The sequence below is a fragment of the Leptothoe sp. LEGE 181152 genome, from assembly GCF_032906605.1.
GTDB lineage: Bacteria > Cyanobacteriota > Cyanobacteriia > Phormidesmidales > Phormidesmidaceae > Leptothoe > Leptothoe turfae.
This window is the reverse complement of record NZ_JASATU010000016.1, coordinates 1-19,032: the sequence shown is the minus strand read 5'-3', so window position 1 is coordinate 19,032 and position 19,032 is coordinate 1. Positions and strand designations below refer to the sequence as shown.

The following is a 19,032-nucleotide window of genomic DNA, read 5'->3' as shown; positions in this document are numbered from 1 at the left end:
TGAAGTCCATTGGAACCGTCTCAAGGACCAGGGCCATGAACGGGCGGAGACCATGATTCAATCGGTCACCGCCAGTACCCAACATTACAAAAACGGAAAACTGGCCAGTCTGGAAGTGCTCAAGCGACAGCAGTTGGAAGGACTCCCTGAAGGAGCCGAGGCACCGGCCCAGGAGAAGATCGACAAGCTGACTCAAAAACTGGACGCGCAGCTGGCCTTTGTCACCAAACAGCTCAAGGATTTTTCGGTGGGTACTTCTGTGCGTATTACGCGGCAGCAGAATCAGACCACTGCCGATACGTTTTATGGGGTGATTACCGGCGTAGACCATTGCGATCGCGGAAGTGCACCATCCGTCCCTAGCTCCTGGCATCTACGGGTGGCCCTCAGCAATGGCGATGTCAAATCCATGGCCATTCCTCTATCCGCCCTCAATAGCACCCAGCGCAAGGGCAAGACCGTCAAAGAAGCCCTGACTATGGAGCCCGTCGAGCAGGATATGTGGACCGGAAAGTCCATTTACGAACTGTTTGATGTGCAGCAGCAGGATGTGCGGCAGCAGCGACAGGTATTGACCGGGAATTTGGTAAAGGCGTGCGATCGCTATCCGGAAGGGAAATTGCTCAACTTTACCGATCACAAGAGTCGCATTCGTCAGGGGCTATTACTACCCAAGTCTTTTGATATTGCCGACAAGCTCCGTAATGAACCGGTGGTGTTTGAAACAGCCCAGCAGGTCCATCGGTTTTTAACGGAAGTGACTGAAGGACGGGGTGGGCTAAAAACCTTAGATGGGAATTTGTCTATACGGCTCCATGGCAGTGGAGAAGGGTTGATTTTAGAAGCGCCTAGAGCCAAGGAAACGGGAGGAAAATACTATCTCAATTCGCTGTTGATTGACCGGATTGGTAAGGACTTTATCTCCCGTAGGGACACGATGCGGGCGTTGGTGCCGCCTGAAAATGCAGAGCGTACACTGAACACTATCATCACCATTAATCCTATTGCCTGTGTGGATCCACGATATTTACCAGACGCCCGAGAACAAATGGGCGTGAAGATTCCAGAACTGGAAGTGGCTCCCGATGGTCAAGTATTGGAAGTAGAAGATGAGTTTATTGAGGGCAATGTAGTGCCCTATGTAGATGAACCCACACCGCAGGATATTGAGTCGTTAGAAGCACTGTTCGCTAAGGGAGATGAGATTATACCTTCTGAGTCTGAAGCGGGGGTGTCAGTGGACAAAGGGTTACTAGTTGAGGAGACTTCTGCACCTAAACCTGCTTTAGAAACTACCGTCGAAGAACCTCAGAAGTCAGACAATACCCCACCGATCCAACGAGTTGCCCATAGCAAATACCAATCGAGAATGGCGGAGAAGTTTATCTCTAAATTTCTCTATGAGGCAGACCTGGCGGAAAAAGTCGTCGAAGGCGAAGACTTTCACCTCAAGATTCACAATGAGCCCTACATTCCGCTGGTGGTTGAAGCTCACAAATTAGCCGATGACCACTATCAACTGTATCTCACCCATTACATCGATATAAATGGGGACCTCGTCCATGATGGGGAAATGGTGTTTAACATCTTGCACGATGGCATTCTCCAGCTGGACCAGACGGCTACCCAGGATGCATTTCGAGGGGGAGAGCATCGTGTGTATGACGGCGGTGACCGAACTTTTGCAAAAATGTTTGCGATGAATATTCGTGCTCAAGGCTTTGGCGAAGCGGCACGGGCACAGCTGGACCAGGCGACCATTACTCATGAAGAGGAACCAGGGCTTGAACCCGAAGAGATATCCCTAGAATCTCCTACTAAAGAAGAAGAAGAAGTTATATCAGAATCTCCTCAAGCAGAAGTCACACCGGACTCTCCTGAACCTGAAGAGATTCAGCCGTCCCTACTGGATGATTCGCCAGGCATTGGAGACTACTCCCTGGATGCCAAGGGAAGTGATCCGAGTTGGGGCAATCCTGAACCGACAGAACTAGAGACTGAACATGTGATCTCGCCCCCAAATTTAGAGCCCCGAGAAATGCACCCACTAAAACCCTTGAGTGTTAATGCTCAGCGGGAAATAGTCCAACAGGAGCGTGAGGCATTAATTACCCAAGCACGGGCCATGGATTTAGAACAGGTCGCGATCTCACTTGGCCTAGAACGCTACACCTCCGACAAATCCAAATGGCACTTTGGCAGTCATGCCATTTCGATCTCTGCCAACAAAGGTCTTTTTAATGATTGGCATGCCCATAAAGGCGGCAGTGGAGCCATTGACTTAGTGCTCCACGTCAATGAGGACTGGGACTTTAAGCAAGCCGTGGAATGGCTCACGGGAGAATCCATGGTGCCTGTTCCATCTTTTCAAGAAGCCCAGGCCATCCTGAAAGCGACTCAGCAGCCTACGGTCGAACCACTAGTCATTCCGAAAACGGCTTCAACCAACTGGAGTCAGGTTCATACCTACCTCACCCAGGACCGACGGATTCCAGCGGATATCGTCAATCAAGCTTTCCAACAGGGCATTGTCTTTGCCGATGAGCGCAGCAATGCAGTGTTCACGATGCAGCAGCTGCGTCAGGATAGTCTTATCGGGGAAGCCTCCAACACACTCAGGGCTGGAGCCATTACTGGCTATGCCCTTCGAGGCACGGGTAACGACTACAAACACATTACCAAAGGGTCTTCTAAAGCAGAAGGCTGGTTTCTGTTTCATACAGGTGCTGACACCCAGCGCATTGTGATCACCGAATCTCCCATTGAGGCGTTATCGTTAGCGGCCATGGAGCGCAGTGACCACACCCTCTATCTGGCCCTCAATGGCAACAGTCCGTTACCCATCGAGCAGCTCCAGCACCACATTGACCAGGGTGGAGAAGTACTGACTGCCTTCAATAACGATGCTGCCGGGATGAATCTCAGTGCGCGGGTTCTGCAACAGATACCCGAGGCTATCACTCTCTATCCAGAGAGTGATTTCAATGACTGGAATGAGCAGCTTTGCCACCAACCAGAGGCCTTCCAAAATCCAGATCAGGATCTTCTCAGTGCTCCGGCCCTGGATGACCTGCGCGACTGGTATCGCAAGGCGTCATTCATGCAGCGGGGACCAGAGCATCAGGCCCAAATTGCCCAGGTGGGTCTTGGAGAACGAGAGTTTACTGAGCGAGATGCTGCCGCCATGGCTGCAGACAACCGGGCCTTTGCTCTATCGGAACGGTTTGTGCAACACACGAGACACATCCTAGCTCAGTGGGGTCAACCCCAAGCGGATGGGCATCTGGCCATGGATACTGATCAGTATCATCTGCGTGGCTCTCCGGATGGGCGTAGTTTTTCGGTGACTACTACCCACGACGGTAAACCCTTGCTCCAGGTGGATCAGGGGACACTTAGTCACGTCACCATTACACCCAATGACGCTCAGCGATTCGAAACCCTGGGTGCCCAGGCTCAGCAAGAACAGCTACGGGCGCAGCATTCTCATAGTCCATCCCATGAGGTAAGCCGATGACGATATCCACTCAAAATGCTCCCAAGTCCTTGGATTCTGTTCTCAAGCAGTATGGAGCAGAAGCTAAGCATGCTGTCACCCAAATCTTGGCAGAGTATGGGGTACGGGTCACAGACCCCATTGCGGCGGTGATTAGCTCCATTTATGCGGCCAACCTACAAAACCTAGCCGAGTTAGCCAGAGTACCCACGGTATTTCAGGACCAGGTCAAAAACGAGGTTGAAAGCTTTGGGGCCTTAACCCAGGACCTCAAAGAGCAGCTGCGGGGCATATTGGCCCAGAAGAATTTTGACTTATCGAAAGAATTGGGAACAGAGCTAGGAAAAGTAGTAGAGAAAGCGGTCATTAAGCATTGCCAGCGAATTGACCGAGTAAAGGAAAAACAGTTTTGGGTCATGGCTGGCTTACCCGCCTTGGGCATCGCTGGACTGCTGATGTGGGGTGGGGTGGGCTATGGCTATGCGCGAGGGATGGACCGGATATCTCAAGGGGGACAGGCCAAGATCCTATCCTCGGCTGAATTGGCAGCACTTCAGTGGTTGACCTCAGAAGAAGGGAAGCAGGCTTGGGAGATGGGAATCCATAACCGAGGGGTGATTCAACAGTGTTTTGAGGGGTTGGAATGAGAGAGATTGCGATCTCAAATACACTGGCATGCTAATCGATAGTTGCTACCGCTTAACCCTTTAAGTAACAAGAAAAGATTCAATCCGTTAACTCTAGACAACCAAATTACCGCTTTGGTGCGTGATTGATCTGGCAGCCAGATCAATCCTCCAAGGCATCGATTTCAGGCTTCAACAGAGTAGCTATCTGGCATTCCCAAATGAGTGAACTGATTGATAATTGAACATTCCAACAATAATTCTGTCGTTTGGTTCTTAATACATCGTGCAGACACTTCACCTGTGAACATAGTTTTGAGTCGATACATCATAGTTTCGCTCAAGGACCGTCGATGATAGTTAATCTCTTCTTTCCAGGCAGAGCGTCCCTGTTTTCGAATAGCCCGTAGATTCTCATCCCGTGGATGAGGTACCTGCTTACGGTTGCCGTGAAACCAAATTTTGGCATCCTTGCGAGGCGGAATGGCTGCGGTTGCGTTTCGCTCATCAATGGCGTCATAGCAGTAGGTGCGGTCATACGCCCCATCGGCGCTCACTTGGTCAATCTCATCGGGAATTTGGTCGAGCAGGTCTGGGAGGATTTCACCATCACTGATGGCGTTCGAGGTCACCACGACTGCCAAAATCTCTCCGGTTTGCTCATCTATGGGGTGACAATTAGATAGACCGCTAATTACCCCACAATGCCAACTATGTAGTCCGCGAACATCAGCTCAATTGAGCAGGATCAGTATTAAGGCTTTCCCCACATTCGCCAGACTCATTACAAGTCAATAAAGAAAGACACTAGATGTGTAAATCTCTAACCAAAGAGTCATCTAGTGCCAGCAGCAATTTACCCGAAACAAGTAGAGTTGTATATGGAATCGAAGCAAAAAGGACTGAGCCAACGGGCATCATCAGCCAAAGCCGGGATATCAGACCGAACAGCACGACGCATTGAACGTGGAACCCATCGACCGAATCGAGGACGACCGAGAGACTGGAAGACTCGTCGAGATCCCCTTGATGGATTATGGGAAAAGGAACTCAGGCCAAGACTAGAAGCGGAACCGAGACTAGAAACGACGACAATATTTGAGATTCTCCAAGAGCTTCATCCGGGTCAATACGATGACAAACTTAGGACCGTGCAACGGCGAGTATCAAAATGGAAAGCGACCCATGGGAAGGCCAAAGAAGTGATGTTTAAGATCCGCCATGAGCCGGGTGAGATGGGACTATCGGACTTCACTCATCTGAAAGGGGTGACGGTAACGATAGAAGGGAAAACGTTTCATCATCTACTCTATCACGACCGATTGGCCTATAGTGGCTGGCAATATGTGCAGGTAATCCAAGGAGGAGAGAGCTTTATCGGTCTATCTCAAGGGCTCCAAAATGCGCTTCATGCCTGCGGCGGAGTCCCCAAGACCCATCGGACAGATAGTTTAAGTGCAGCCTATCGCAATACGGGAAGACGCAACCCCCAATTGACCCAGTTGTATGCCAGTGTGTGTGACCATTACCGGATGGAAGCGACGCGCAACAATACCGGGGTTGCCCATGAGAATGGCAGCATTGAATCCCCCCATGGTTATTTCAAACGCCGCCTGTGTCAGGCGCTGTATCGACGGGGAAGCTTTGAGTTTGAATCGGTGGTTCAATATCAGGATTTCATCGAGACCGTGATTGCCAAGCTCAATGAGAAATGTCAAAAGAAGTTTGCCACCGAGCCCCCCTATTTACAGCCACTGCCGCGTTATCGCACCCCCGACTATGAAGTGCGCAGTGCTAACGTCAGTGTCCACAGCACTATCAATGTCCGTTGTATCCTGTATACGGTGCCGTCTCGGTTAATTGGTCAGCGGTTAACCCTGCACCTCTATCATGACCGCATCGTCGGCTTTCTAGGCACCACCGAGGTGGTTGAACTCGAACGAGTGCATGTCCATGGCAGTGAGAAGATCCGACGGGCGCGCAGTATCAATTATCGGCATGTGGCCGAAAGTCTCCGGCGCAAGCCTCGGGCCTTTCTCTACTGCCAATGGCAAGCAGACCTGTTACCCAATGCTCAATGGCAGGCGATATGGACCACGCTCAAAACAACCGTTGAGCCTGATAAAGCGGCTAGATTGATCACTGAAGCCCTCTATCTGGCCGCTACCCAAGATAAAGAGTCTGAGGTCGCCGAGTATCTACAGACTCAATTAAAGCAAGCCACCCTTTCCTTGGCCGGGCTACAACGGGCCTTTGATTCCACCCTAACAACCGACCAATGTCCGGCCATCACCTCAGTTCAACACGATTTATCGGATTATGACCAACTCCTCAACAGTCCCCCAGGAGGTACCCTATCAGACCTTGATGAGCACCCTCAAACAACTCAAACTCAAACACTTCCTCGACCAGTGGCAAACCCTGGAGCACCAAGCCACCCAAGAACATTGGTCCTACGCCCAGTTCCTGTTGGCTTTGGCCCAGGCCGAAGCCGCTCGCCGAGAACAAAACCGAATCTCCCGCGCCCTGGCCGAAGCGCAGCTGCCTTTCGCAAAGTCTTGGACCAACTTTGAGTTTGAGCACCTGCCCTCCCTCAACCCTGCTGCTATCATGGCCCTGGCCCAAAATACTGACTGGCTTGACGCGGCCTCTAACCTGTTGTTATTTGGTCCTAGTGGCACAGGGAAAACACATGTCTGTGCCGCGTTGGGACTCTCCATCGTTCAACTGGGCAAACGGGTTAAGTTTTTTTCTGCCACCGCATTGGTCCAACAGTTGCAGTTGGCCAAACTCCAACTTGAACTGCAGGCTTTGTTAGCCAAACTTGACCGCTACGATCTCTTGATCATTGACGATCTTGGCTATGTCAAAAAGTCAGATGTCGAAACCTCGGTTCTCTTTGAGTTGATTGCCCATCGCTATGAACGCAAGAGTTTGATGATCTCGGCTAATCAACCGTTTAGCCAGTGGGATTCTATTTTTCCTGACTCGATGATGACGGTCGCGGCCATTGACCGATTAGTCCATCACGCCACTATTCTTGAGTTTCAGGCTCAGAGTTTTCGTAAACAAGCCGCCGCTAAACGCTCTGCCAAGTCGCAAACCAAGACGGCTCAATCTTCCTCTGAGTAAGCCAATACCTTAACCGCCAAAGATAGTCTTAGCCTGCCTAAAGCGATCTATTCTCATGCAGATCGTTAAACTTACAATGCCTAAAATTCTGATAATTGTCGTTGACGACCTGGCGCGATCTCCTCCAAATTAACGACACCAAGCCTCTGTTGAGAATGACTGGAAAACTATCACGTTTATACACGTCAGATTTGAAAAAATTGACTGAAATTTAATCCTATTTTGCTGGCCTATGTAATTGACATTTCACACCTCAGGTTAATTGATGACAATGCTGTTTACTGGTTTAGCAACGGAGGTTGTCATATTGGCAAGGCTGAGATTGCAACAGCCATACAACACAATTTTGAAATCATTGAAAACGAGGATTATCGAATTTCTGATCTTGTCTGGATTGCTCAGTCATCTGAATGTGCGGTGTGCGTTTACCGATTTGATTGGTCCGGTACCATTAACGGTGCTCCAGCTGCTGGAAGCGGACGTGGCACCTCGGTTTTAGCGAGCAGGGGTGATTCATGGGTTGTTGTCCATGAGCATTTAAGTAAAGGAATAAATGATTGAATCCATAAAAACAGGGGAAATGTAATGCAATTCCCCTGAAATCAATCACTTTTGAGTTTTCGACCCGCCAAAAAGGCTGTTAAAGCGACTTCAAAAACGCTACCAGGGCCATGCGATCACTTTCCGACATCGTCCGAAACGCCTCTCTCGAAGCCGCCCCTTCACCACCATGCCAAAGAATCGCCTCCTCCAGTGTCCGAGCCCGACCATCATGGAGATACGTCGAATACGGGAAGACCGTCTGAGATAAGCCCAGCCCCCATAGTGGTGGAGTTCTCCATTCCTCTCCAGTTGCCTGGAAATCAGGACGATTGTCCGCTAGCTCCGGACCCATGTCATGTAACAGTAGGTCCGTGTACGCATGAATCATCTGATTTTCCAACGCCGGAACCTTATGAGTACCTGTGCGCATCTCGCTCAAATGACAAGCCGCACAGTTGGCATTAGCAAACAACCGTTCACCTTTTCTTACCTTAGGGTCGTCTACAGATACTCGCGCTGGAACCGCCAGCGTTTGCACATAAGCAGTAGCCGCATCCAAGATCTCTAGATCGATATCTTCAACACCATTTTCAGCTGGAAACATCGGATTCGAGACACCCATATCATTTGCATAAGCAGCTGCCGACTGCTGCAACAAATTAGGCATATTGGACTTCCAGCCAAACCGACCTAGCGCGTCCGCTTGTTGCTCTACATCCCACACCCAGTTGGGACGACCAGAAACACCATCCCCATCAAAATCATCGGGATCGGCGGCGGCTAGCACAACCTCTTCTGGAACCGCCTCTAGCAACCCCAGTCCAAAGACCGGCAGCGGAATCCGATTTGAGACAACAACTCCGTCAGGAATAGGAGAGCCATCGAAGTAGGTTAGCTCCAACTGCGAGGATCTCAGAGAATAGTCACTGCCGTCTCCGTAGCTTCCAGTTTGTTCTTGCCAGGTAATCTCCAAAGCACCTTCTGGAGGATGTCCATAGATACCTTGTTCTTGCACCTGAGTTCCCAGGCCAGAAACAGGGGAAGTATTTGCTGTGGGCGCAACAGCCTCTAACGCATAGGGATGATCCGACGGCAGAATCTTTTCTGCCCCCAACTGACTCACCCGTACTACACGCTGTCCTTTCTCCTGTAACCCTCGACCATTGTTAAAGTGGCAGGCAACGCAAGACACATTGTTAAATAAGGGGCCTAAGCCAGGATTCACATTGGCAGGGGCAGTAACGAAAGCAGCTTCGAAGGCCAGATCTCCCACCGCATGGCGCTCATCCCAATAGTCATCCAAATTGGGTGCAGGCTGAGCATAAGCCTGAGAAGAGCGCATGTAAATGGTAGTGTCTCCCCCAGATTGGGGAGCCTGAGCCTGAGCTGGGAGGTGGAGTAGGGTGGAAAACAGAATACCTGCAACAGCAGCTCCTACAGCCAGTATCAGCCGATGGAGCCGTCGGGAAAAGATTGATTGGACAATCATTGCTGTACTAATGGTAGAACCTGATCTTGGAACAGCTCAAACAGGTCTACAACACTGTCTTGGGCAGCAGAGAGTTCTGGCTGAGCCGCCTCGCCACATAGAGTTTTCTCAATGGGGCCAGGAATTGTCTCAAGGTGTGCTAGCGCTATTTGCATTCCCTCGCGAATGGTCGCGTCCAGAGCTGGGTCAATCTCTGCGAGGTAATCGCTCAGACTGCGGCCAGCGCTGCCAGCACCATACAGGTCGCCCAGGTATGCATTTTGGGCACTACGCATATTGGCCTTAAAGTCCTGCAAAGAACTTTGGGCAAACCGGCTTTCTAATAAGAATGGGTTCTGCGCATCATATGCTTCGCCAATCTTGACGTTACCCAATTCGTCCAAAATGCCGATGATGCCTTGTACAATTTCTTCCCCAGCAGACTGAACTGTGGGGTACAGGCTACTGCCACTACCAGCATTGACAAACTCGCTGCGGAAAGGAGGATTTCCTTGAATGCCGTCAGTCCAGCTGAGCAGCAAGTCATTGGCAGTTTGATCAAACACTGGACCAATCGCCGTCAGATATTCCAGTTCTCTTGGAGTAAAGGCAGATAGGGATTTATCGTTGTCTGTGCCAAAGAGCAAGAAGCCGATGGCATGGAATCCTTTTTGACTAGTTTGTAACCCAGCGACGTAGTCGGTTGTCAGGGCATCACCGCTCTCTAAAACTGCAAGCACATCAACTTCATTTAGAGGCCAATCATCCAGTTCTGCATCTAAACCCAGAAATGATGCAGGACCAAAGGCAAACGATTCACTCTGTTCCCAGGGGGTGCGGGTGGCCAGCCAAGCCTGACGCGCGGTGGCCAACATCTCGTCAGTTGGTGCATTAACAAAGGCCGCAATTGCATCCGACAGCTCACCCGAACGCTGGGTGAGGAATTGGTAGTTGGGGATCACCAAATTGTCTGCAAAGTTGATCAGGATCTGGGAATCGCGAAACCTCTGTGACTCAGGTAAAAAGGTCAATGTTGAGAATGAGGAGCCTTCACCACCTTCACCGCCCTCGCCACCTTCACCACCTTCGCCGCCTTCACCACCTTCGCCGCCTTCACCACCTTCGCCGCCTTCACCACCTTCGTTAATTTCAGCAGCTTCACCACCGCCTTCACCACCACCGTCAACAGCAAACGCTACACAGGCATTATTTTGACTAAGCAGCAAAGGGGGTGCTTCATCTGATACAGCTAATAGTTCCTCTGCCTTGGCCGCCTCCGTAACACCAAGAGTCATCGCTCCCGCATTCGCTAAGGCATAAGCGCCAATTCCTGCCCAGAGTTTCAAAGCCTTACTCACAACACACATCTCCGTAAAGTGCCTTTCCAAAAGCCAACACCTTAGACAGCAAGTCTGAGGCATTGTGATTTTTTACACTAATAATGCATTAGTGACATTAATTCCTATAAATGCAGGTTTTATTTCAACTTTCTGAGAAGCATTCTTGGAAGCAGCAGTAGACCTCAAACCCACGCCGGGTTGAAAATTCAACAATCATCATGGGCCGTCTAATAGGGGAGGATGCGGCAATAAGTTCCTGATTTTGGAGATAGATGAATAGATGGGGTATGGGTAAGTGTCCTGAGTTCTCAACCTATACCCATCTATGTGAATCAGAGGTTGCTTGGTGCTGCCAGGAGCTAGATCTAAGTACTCAAGGCACTGTCCAAACGTTGATGGTGATGGGCAATACTTTTATAGATTGGTTGCAAATGGTTCCGATTTAGTATGGATGGATTCAATGCTTGTTCAAACAGTTCGGCAGCCTAGGAGCATCAAATGGCAATTTTCCAGCCGTGCGATCTCACCCTTACATCCCACAGCCGCTGATACAATCCGCCCTGTTCCACCAAAATCTCATGCTTACCCCGTTCAACAATGCGTCCCTGATCCAACACCAGAATCTGATCCGCCGCGGCAATAGTTGTTAACCGGTGGGCAATCACAATCAGCGTTTTCTCAGCACTCAGAGCGTGAATCGCCTGTTGAATTAACCGCTCATTTTCTGGATCGATGGAGGCTGTCGCTTCATCTAGTAGTACGATAGGCGCATCTTTAAGCATGGCGCGGGCAATGGAAATCCGCTGTTTCTCACCACCGGAGAGGGTGGCTCCTCCTTCGCCTACCATGGTTTGATAGCCATCAGGCAGTTGACTGATAAATCCGTGACACTGAGCTGCCTGGGCCGCTGCTATGACTTCGACCTCAGTGGCTTCTGGATTACCAAACCGAATATTTTCAAAAATCGTATCGTTAAACAGATACACATCCTGAAACACCATAGTCATTTGTGACAACAGCGCATCTGTGGGCAACTCTCGCACATCCACACCGCCGAGAATAACAGCCCCCTGATCCACGTCCCAAAATCGAGCAATCAGGTTTGTAATTGTAGTCTTACCCGATCCGCTAGGTCCCACCAAAGCCGTCATTGATCGGGGTGGAATAGTACAACTTACTCGCTCTAGCACGGTCTCATTATCATAGCTAAAGCTCACATCCTGAAATTCGATAGTCGTATCTTCTAGCCGTTTAGGAGAACTCGCCACAGGAAGCAAATCCGCCTGCAAAAACTCTTTTAGGTTACGCACACAGTTTTGCATAATCCGATAGAACTCCAGCATATCAGCCATGGACATCAGCGGTATGTAAAACGCCAGCCCCAACACCATAAAAAAGAGAAAACTCTCACCCGTGAGGCTCCCTTGCACAAACAAAGCAGCACCCACCACCAAAAGCAGAGCAAATCCCAACTCTAGCACCGATAAAAACATCACCGTTGCTGAGGTTAACTGGGTCACAGTATTCAAGCTTGCGGTGCGATAGTCCTGTAGCCCATGGCGAAACTGCGCTAGCCGATCCCCAGACAGATTAAACGCTCGAATAACAGAAATACCCTGGATATACTCTACCATGCGAGAGTTGGCCTGCACCCGAGCAATGGACTGCAGCCGCCACACCCGCGCAAAAATCTTTTCCCCATAGCGTAGTGCCATTAATGCAAAAGGCACGCTAGATGCCAGCACCAGCACCAACCGCCAGTCGTATACCAGCATGACAAGGAAGATAATCACGGGTGTCACCACCGCGTTAATCAAGCTTTCCAACACATGGTGGGGCTCTAAAAACATAATGTTGGTGGTAAATAGAGCATCAATTGTCCCTGTGGAGCGCTCAGTGAAAAAGCCCAAGGGCAACCGCCGTAGATAGTCAGCAATAAACAGCCGCAGCCGTGTCTGTACCCCCATAGTCAGCGCATAGGCTTGGACATTGGCCCGATAGCCAAACCCAATCTGCGCCAGACACAGAACGACAATAGCCGCCACATACCCCCACAACTGACTCGCCTCAGCTCCTTGAAACAAAGCAACCAGCACCAGGTAAACCACATAGCTTGTCATTCCAATTGCCATGCCCTCCACCATGCGCCAGCGTACCGCCCGCCAAAAATAATGGTCTATGTTTGCCGGAATCAGCTTACGCATCATCGTCCAAACGGAGTCGGTCTCATCCAGTGTACGATAGGGGTTTTCTAAAGGTTTATCTGTTTCTGACGTATTGGTAATGAGAGGAGTATGGTTCTGAAGATGGTTGAGAGGAGTCGAAACCATCGCGCCAGGACCTCGACTCCTCTCGGCCCTCGAATTCTCTCCCTGTCTCCCCTTCTCTTCTCCCTGGCCTAGTTGCCAATCCTTCGCACTCCTATGGGCTTCCCACTGCTCCCGATAAAGCTCGCAGCCCGCCAAAAGCTCTTCATGGGTTCCCCTGGCAGCAATTTGTCCCTGAGCAATGACCAAAATCTGGTCCGCTTCGGTAATCGTCGAGAGACGATGGGCCACCACAATCAGAGTCTTCTCTCCTTCAGCTAGCAACCCAGCCAACGCTTCCTGTACCATAGCTTCATTTTCAGGATCCACGTAGGCAGTGGCCTCATCCAGCACCACAATCGGCTCATCCTTGAGAATGGCGCGGGCGATGGATAACCGCTGTCGCTGACCGCCGCTAAGACTCACACCATTTTCACCCACGGACGTGTCATATCCCTGGGGCAGTGCCTTAATAAAGTCATGGCAGCGAGCCGCTTTAGCCGCTTTTATAATCTCCGATTTCGTAGCTGTAGGCTTACCAATGCGAATATTCTCTAAAATTGTGTCATTAAACAGAAAGACATCTTGAAACACAAACGAAACTCGGTTCATCAATTGCTCAACAGCAATGTCTTTTACACTGACGCCACCGATAGCAATTTCTCCATGCTCCACATCCCAAAAGCGAGGAATTAGCTTTGCCACTGTACTTTTACCCGCCCCCGATGGCCCCACCAGTGCGGTAACGGTGCCCGCAGTCGCCGTAAAGCTAACATTGTTTAATACCTGGGTATCGCCATAGCCAAAGGAGACATTTTGGAAAGAAATATCATTGCCCTGAGGTTGCTTGGGTTCTGCTGGGTCGGCTAGCTCTGGCTGACTAAACACTTCGGCAATTCGCCGAGAGGCTGAATTGATCTGATAAACCCCGGTAAATCCATGGAAGAGTACGGCCATAATTGGTCGATTAAAGCCAATACCCATAACCACAAACAAAACAAATGTCGGGACGCTGAGAGATCCGGTTAAATACAGAGCAATTCCCACAGGCACTACCGTCACTGCCGCTGAGCGCATTAGGGTGAGCATAATTGCCATGGGTAGGGCAGAGGTGCGAGTGGTGCGCCCATACACCTGACGCATTTCTTCTACCACATCCTGCAGCTGGTCAAAGGAAAAGTCAGTGCGGGTAAAGGCTTTGATTACCTTCATGCCGTTGATATATTGGATCACCACGCCATTCATCTTGGCCAGCAGAGCGTTGTAGGCACTCATGTCAAAACGAGACATCATAAAGCCAAAAAGCCCCAGGGCAATAACAGCACTGGCTAGCGTTGCCAGGGTCATTCGCCAATCTACCAGCAGCAACAAAATGCCTGCCAAAATGGGTACCGTCAGCCCGGCAACAATATCCGGAATGAGATGGGCCAGCCCCTGCTCCAGCTGCTCCACGTCTTCGTGGATAATCTTTTTGATTTCCCCTGTAGTTCGGTTGGTAAAATAGCCTAGTGGCAAACTGCCCAGCTTGCGAGCAAGCTCAATGCGTAGGTCGTAGAGAATTGTATAGGCCGCAATGTGGGACAGACGAGTGGAAACTCCGTTACAAATTCCCTTGCCAACTACAGCTCCCACAGCCAGCCACGCCAACTGCCAAATATATTGAGTGTCGAGGCCACCTGTTGAACCAAATAGTCGCAAGCTAACCAGATAAATCAGATAGTAGGGCACCAAACCTAGAGCAGCCCCAATCGCTGCCAACAATCCTGACAGCCCCAGCATGACTTGTTGTCGTAAAACTATCTGCTTGAAAGACATGGGGGTAGCGCTGCCTGAAGTAGCTAGACCCAATTGTTCAGCTGCCCATTCTTCTGCTTCATCCATCGAGCCAAAGACTTTACCTGGGCAACCGTAAAGGGTGCGAGTTACCGAGGCTACCATAGGGCCCCAGAGTTTAAGTAGCTTAGCCGAATCAGGCACCATGGCTACACCAGCGCAGTACTGAGAAATCTCAGGTTTGTGGGCTTTGGTCCAGGCAATGCCATCTTTGCGCATTTGCTTGACTTCAGGAGATTGCTTGCCCTGTTCTTCCGCAGCTTCCGCGTCATCTCGCTGGAGGACCAGGGCAAATTTCTCTCGTTTTGCCAGCCAGGTTTCAAATCTTTCATAAAATTGAGCCATTTCTGTTGGGGTGCCGGCTCCTTGAAACCGGGCTGAAACCAATGGCCAACGGCTGTCATCAATGGTTACCATAGGGCTGCGTTCTCCATGACAACGGGGGTAGGATTCCGATCATAGAAGTTTTATTTGTGAATGAAGACTCCTAGACGGATCTTTTTGACTCTGAAACGGAGCATTTTAACTATCTGTCGCGGGGCTGGCACAAGGCACAGCCCCTACAATCTATGTACCACCTCCTAAAATTCTGTTCTTACCTGAACGCCAAATGTTTGAGGCGCACCTGCGACCGCCAGAGTGCCGCCAAAATCAAACGCTTGGGTTAAATACTCTTCGTCAAACAGATTATTGGCAAATAGATAAATGCCGTAGTTGTCAAACTCATATCCCAGACGGGCATTGACCAGAGCAAAGGAATCTTGTTCGATAGTGTTAAGATTATCAAAATAGGTTTTACCAAAACCAATCACCTCTAAGCGGCCAAAGAAACCTGACTCGCTGCGATATTGAGCAGCCACGTTGTAGGTTAAATCTGGGGTAAAGGGCGTACGTTTTCCCTCAATCGGTTGACCTGTAAAGAAATCAACACCGTTCTGGAATTCGGCATTAAGCAATCCCAATCCAGCACTCAGTTCTAAGCCAGGAATCGGACGGGCTGTAAGTTCTAGCTCAGCTCCAATGGTACGAATGTCAGCATTGCTGATGGTTACAATGCCATTCTGTACGTTAGGAAACTGAAAGTTTGTTGTGTCATTGTAAAACCCGGCTAGATTAACTGTCAGTCGGTCATCTAACCAGGAAGACTTTAAACCAATCTCGTAGTTCCAAGATTTTTCCGCATCAAATACAGCAACCGTCTCATTATCTGGTTCAAAGTTACCGCCAGGGGGACGATAGCCTCGGGTAATACTGCCATAGGCTAATAGATTTGGGGTAAAGCGATAGTCAACGACAAATCGAGGTAACAGTTCTGACCCATCGGTTTCTACATCGCTAAACTGCTGTAGGGGTAGCACGAATGTTTCATCGGGGGAAATAAATGTTTGGGTAAAATCTGTGGAGACTTCCGTATTTTCGTATCGTAGGCCCGCAGTCAGCGTAAGGTCATTAACAACTTCGTAGCTAGCCTGACCAAATGTGGCCAGACTGCGGCTATCCACTTCACCATCAGAGCGTAATGTCCCCTGGGCAGCTACAGGAGCTGCCGTCCCAGAGATAAAGTCGCGATTGTTCTTAAAGGTGGCAGTTTCAAAATAACCTCCGGCGATCCACTGCAGACGATCTTCGTCCTCTGGAGACTGCACCCGAATTTCCTGGGTGAATATTCGTGATGAGAAATCAGGGGCATTAATCAGAAAATCAGCAACACTGCCGTCCTGATCCAAGGCTCCTTGCTGGCCAGAGAAGCGATGAGCCGTAATGGAGGTGACGCGAATAGTTGGGGTATCGTAGGCCACTCGCAAAGATTGGGCATTAGACACCACATCATTAAAGCCATTAAAGTCTAATTCTGATTCAAAGGGATCGCCGGGTCTTACAAAGACCAGCGGTTCTGCCCCTTCTCGATAGTCGCTCACTGAAGCATTAAGCAACACTTCCCATTCGTCTGAGGGAGTCCACAGTAGCTGTCCTCGCCCCGTAATAGAAGTTCCTCCATCAATATCGTCATCGAGAAAAGTGTTTTCCACATAGCCATCTTGAGTACCATAGCTGCCTGACAACCGGAACAACAATTCATCTTCTACAATCGGACCGCTGACGCTAAGCTGGGTTTCTAAATCCTCAAAGCTGCCGTAGCTAGCAGCGGCCTTAAACTCAGACTCATTTGTCGGTCTGCGACTGATAACGTTAATTACACCTCCGGCAGAGCTTCGACCATAGAGAGTATTTTGCGGACCTCGCAGCACCTCAATCCGCTCCAAATCCACAAGATCCTGATCGATAAAACCAGCAAAATCGTAAGGAACATCATCAATAAAAAAGCCGACACCGTCACGGGTAAAGGCATTAAAGTTGGAAACTCCACGAATGGTGTAGAAGGGAGCCGTACGATTGGCACCGCTGGGGAAAAAGGTGAAATTGGGTGTTCTATCAGCGATGCTATCTAATGAGTTAATGTTGGCATCTTCGATCTGCTCTTCTGTAAACGTGGTGATGCTAACAGGCACATCCTGCACGTCTTCGGGCGTACGTTCAGCAGTGACAATAATCCGCAAGGTGTCGCTCTCATCGGATTCAACAGACTCAGAGTCTGGATCGGCTGCTTCTGGGGCTTGACTACCTTGTCCCCAACTAGGCTGAATTGTTAGCAGTAGGATGATCCCCGCACCCCATAGTCCTCGACTGATTAAATGTTGTTGCATAGCCTTGCTTACAGAACTCACACCGGGTCGGAGAAGGATGTTGGTGTTTGTTGGAGGAGGGCTGGCACGAGGTGCAGTCCCTATATGGTCCAATATTTATTAAGAATTCTTCTCATTGACCTATCAGGGATAATACTGAGCCCATACTGAAACTTCTATAACCCAGCGGGCGTTTTCTTAGTCCAAAACGGTGTTGCTAGTTAAGTTTGATGTCAGCGTTTGCCGATGGTGCTGGGCAAAACACCAAACTGTCGTTTAAAGGCAGCAGTGAATTTGCTAAGACTGCCGTAGCCGACAAACTGGGGAACTTCAGAGACGTTCATGGTACGTGTGGTTAAGAGCTGGCGGGCTTGTTCTAGGCGATGAGATCGCAAATACCCAAATACCGTTTTCCCAAAGGCAGTTCGAAAGTCTTGCTTAAGCTTATAGTCACCGATCCCCACTCGACCTGCCAACTGCTGCAGTGACGGTGGATTAACCATATCGCTCAATAAAATCTCACGAGCCTGATAGACCCGTTCAAGATCTTGAGAGTTAAGCTGACGCTTTGTTCCATTGGTGTTTCTTGTATCAGCCTCCTGCGCCATCTGCTTGATCTGCGCCAGCTTTAGCACAATCAGCTCAACCGCCTTACTTTCCAGATAGAGGGTTTGCATAATTCCCTCGTAAGGGCAGTGCAGATACTGATGCAGCACCATCTGCATTTCAGGAGTTATCGCCCCCATATGAAAATAGGGTTGATCTAAATACTCACTTAGCCGCTGACGCAGCTTGACTAGGGCAGTCAAAGACTCATGATCCAAATAGGTTGCTAGTATCCGGGGATCTACAATCACCTCAACCGTTTGACTGGCTAACCCATAGGGACAAATCCAAGTTCCTTGCTTACCTAAGCCATTAAGCATCAACAAGTTATAGCCCGCTTTTACTTGAGTCTCACAATAGTATGTAGAGTCGCGATGGGTAGCTTGTAAATGGCCCTTGAGTAAAAAAATTAGGATGGCAGGATGGCTTTCTAGACCAGGTTCAAACAGTTCTAGTCTTTCTAAAAACGTCTGATTCCAGTCGTAAATTTTGAGATCGGGGCGCAGATTAAAAAAATGATTTTGTCCGGCGATAAATGGCGAATGCCAATCAGTTCTTGAGGTTTTGCCATCCTGATGCACAGTAATCCAGCGCTTTTGACGAAATTCGTCTAGAAGCGTGGCGTATTGATTATAGGAAACGTTAATTTTCATAGCAGGATGGCGAGCGCTAATAGACTGCAGCTCGATTGCTGTTTATGCTACTGCTGCTTTGTAATTTATTGAGAATTATTCCTATTTTTTCAATATTGCGTTATTGACTTATAATTTTGACGCTGGCAGTCGCCCATGCCTCCCCCCTCTATTTGGGAAAGTACTTGTTCGTGCAGGGCATACCTCTCGTAAAACCAACTGTACGATCAACACACATAAGGGCACCTCGATTAATTCAAAAATAGAGTCTCAATATGAGATCATGGTTACGGATTAGGGTTGACAGGGAGACTTCTGATGGGACAACAAGGATTTTGGGATTTTGAGACCCGTCATCAAAAGCTG

10 protein-coding genes and 1 pseudogene are annotated in these 19,032 nt (G+C 49.5%); 5 read left to right on the top strand and 6 right to left on the bottom strand.

The window, feature by feature from the left end; all coding sequences use genetic code 11:
* Positions 1-52: 52 nt before the first annotated feature.
* Together QGP82_RS07895 and QGP82_RS07890 are read left to right on the top strand one after the other, a co-directional pair.
* Complete coding sequence (locus QGP82_RS07895; protein WP_499058225.1) at positions 53-3,517, top strand: DUF6908 domain-containing protein; 3,465 nt, start codon at positions 53-55, stop codon at positions 3,515-3,517.
* Positions 3,514-4,143 carry an ABC transporter ATP-binding protein gene (locus tag QGP82_RS07890; protein ID WP_163668364.1) on the top strand — a complete coding sequence of 210 codons (630 nt, stop codon included), beginning with the start codon at positions 3,514-3,516 and terminating at the stop codon, positions 4,141-4,143. Before QGP82_RS07895 ends, QGP82_RS07890 begins: the two co-directional genes overlap by 4 nt.
* 164 nt (positions 4,144-4,307) lie before the next feature.
* Here QGP82_RS07890 and QGP82_RS07885 read toward each other — a convergent pair whose 3' ends face one another.
* Complete coding sequence (locus tag QGP82_RS07885; RefSeq protein ID WP_499058347.1) at positions 4,308-4,817, bottom strand: IS5 family transposase; 510 nt, start codon at positions 4,815-4,817, stop codon at positions 4,308-4,310.
* 186 nt (positions 4,818-5,003) lie between these two features.
* On the opposite strand from QGP82_RS07885, the pseudogene istA reads away from it, so the two are divergent.
* The 3 genes and pseudogenes from istA to QGP82_RS07870 form a co-directional block, all read left to right on the top strand.
* Positions 5,004-5,870: pseudogene (gene istA, locus QGP82_RS07880) on the top strand (IS21 family transposase); the annotation flags it as partial.
* A gap of 619 nt (positions 5,871-6,489) precedes the next feature.
* Positions 6,490-7,254, top strand: a complete 765-nt coding sequence (istB, locus tag QGP82_RS07875) for an IS21-like element helper ATPase IstB (protein WP_284681996.1) — start codon at positions 6,490-6,492, stop codon at positions 7,252-7,254.
* Between the two features lie 222 nt (positions 7,255-7,476).
* The gene (locus tag QGP82_RS07870) at positions 7,477-7,815 is read left to right on the top strand and encodes a YybH family protein (RefSeq protein WP_163668358.1); all 339 of its coding nucleotides are present in this window, start codon (positions 7,477-7,479) and stop codon (positions 7,813-7,815) included.
* Between the two features lie 79 nt (positions 7,816-7,894).
* Here the strand turns inward: QGP82_RS07870 and QGP82_RS07865 are convergent, their stop codons facing one another.
* The 5 genes from QGP82_RS07865 to QGP82_RS07845 all read right to left on the bottom strand — a co-directional run bounded on the left by QGP82_RS07865 (position 7,895) and on the right by QGP82_RS07845 (position 18,687).
* Positions 7,895-9,286 carry a di-heme oxidoreductase family protein gene (locus tag QGP82_RS07865; RefSeq protein WP_163668356.1) on the bottom strand — a complete coding sequence of 464 codons (1,392 nt, stop codon included), beginning with the start codon at positions 9,284-9,286 and terminating at the stop codon, positions 7,895-7,897.
* Positions 9,283-10,623: an imelysin family protein gene (locus QGP82_RS07860; RefSeq protein WP_499058220.1), complete on the bottom strand. Its 1,341-nt coding sequence runs from the start codon at positions 10,621-10,623 to the stop codon at positions 9,283-9,285. Before QGP82_RS07860 ends, QGP82_RS07865 begins: the two co-directional genes overlap by 4 nt.
* 476 nt (positions 10,624-11,099) lie before the next feature.
* Positions 11,100-15,161, bottom strand: coding sequence for an ABC transporter ATP-binding protein (locus QGP82_RS07855; RefSeq protein ID WP_499058219.1), 4,062 nt, complete (start codon positions 15,159-15,161; stop codon positions 11,100-11,102).
* A gap of 164 nt (positions 15,162-15,325) precedes the next feature.
* Entirely contained in the window at positions 15,326-17,449 is a 2,124-nt protein-coding gene (locus QGP82_RS07850; protein WP_499058217.1) for a TonB-dependent receptor, read from the bottom strand.
* A 212-nt stretch (positions 17,450-17,661) separates the two neighbouring features.
* Complete coding sequence (locus QGP82_RS07845) at positions 17,662-18,687, bottom strand: helix-turn-helix transcriptional regulator (protein WP_499058216.1); 1,026 nt, start codon at positions 18,685-18,687, stop codon at positions 17,662-17,664.
* Positions 18,688-19,032 lie beyond the last annotated feature (345 nt).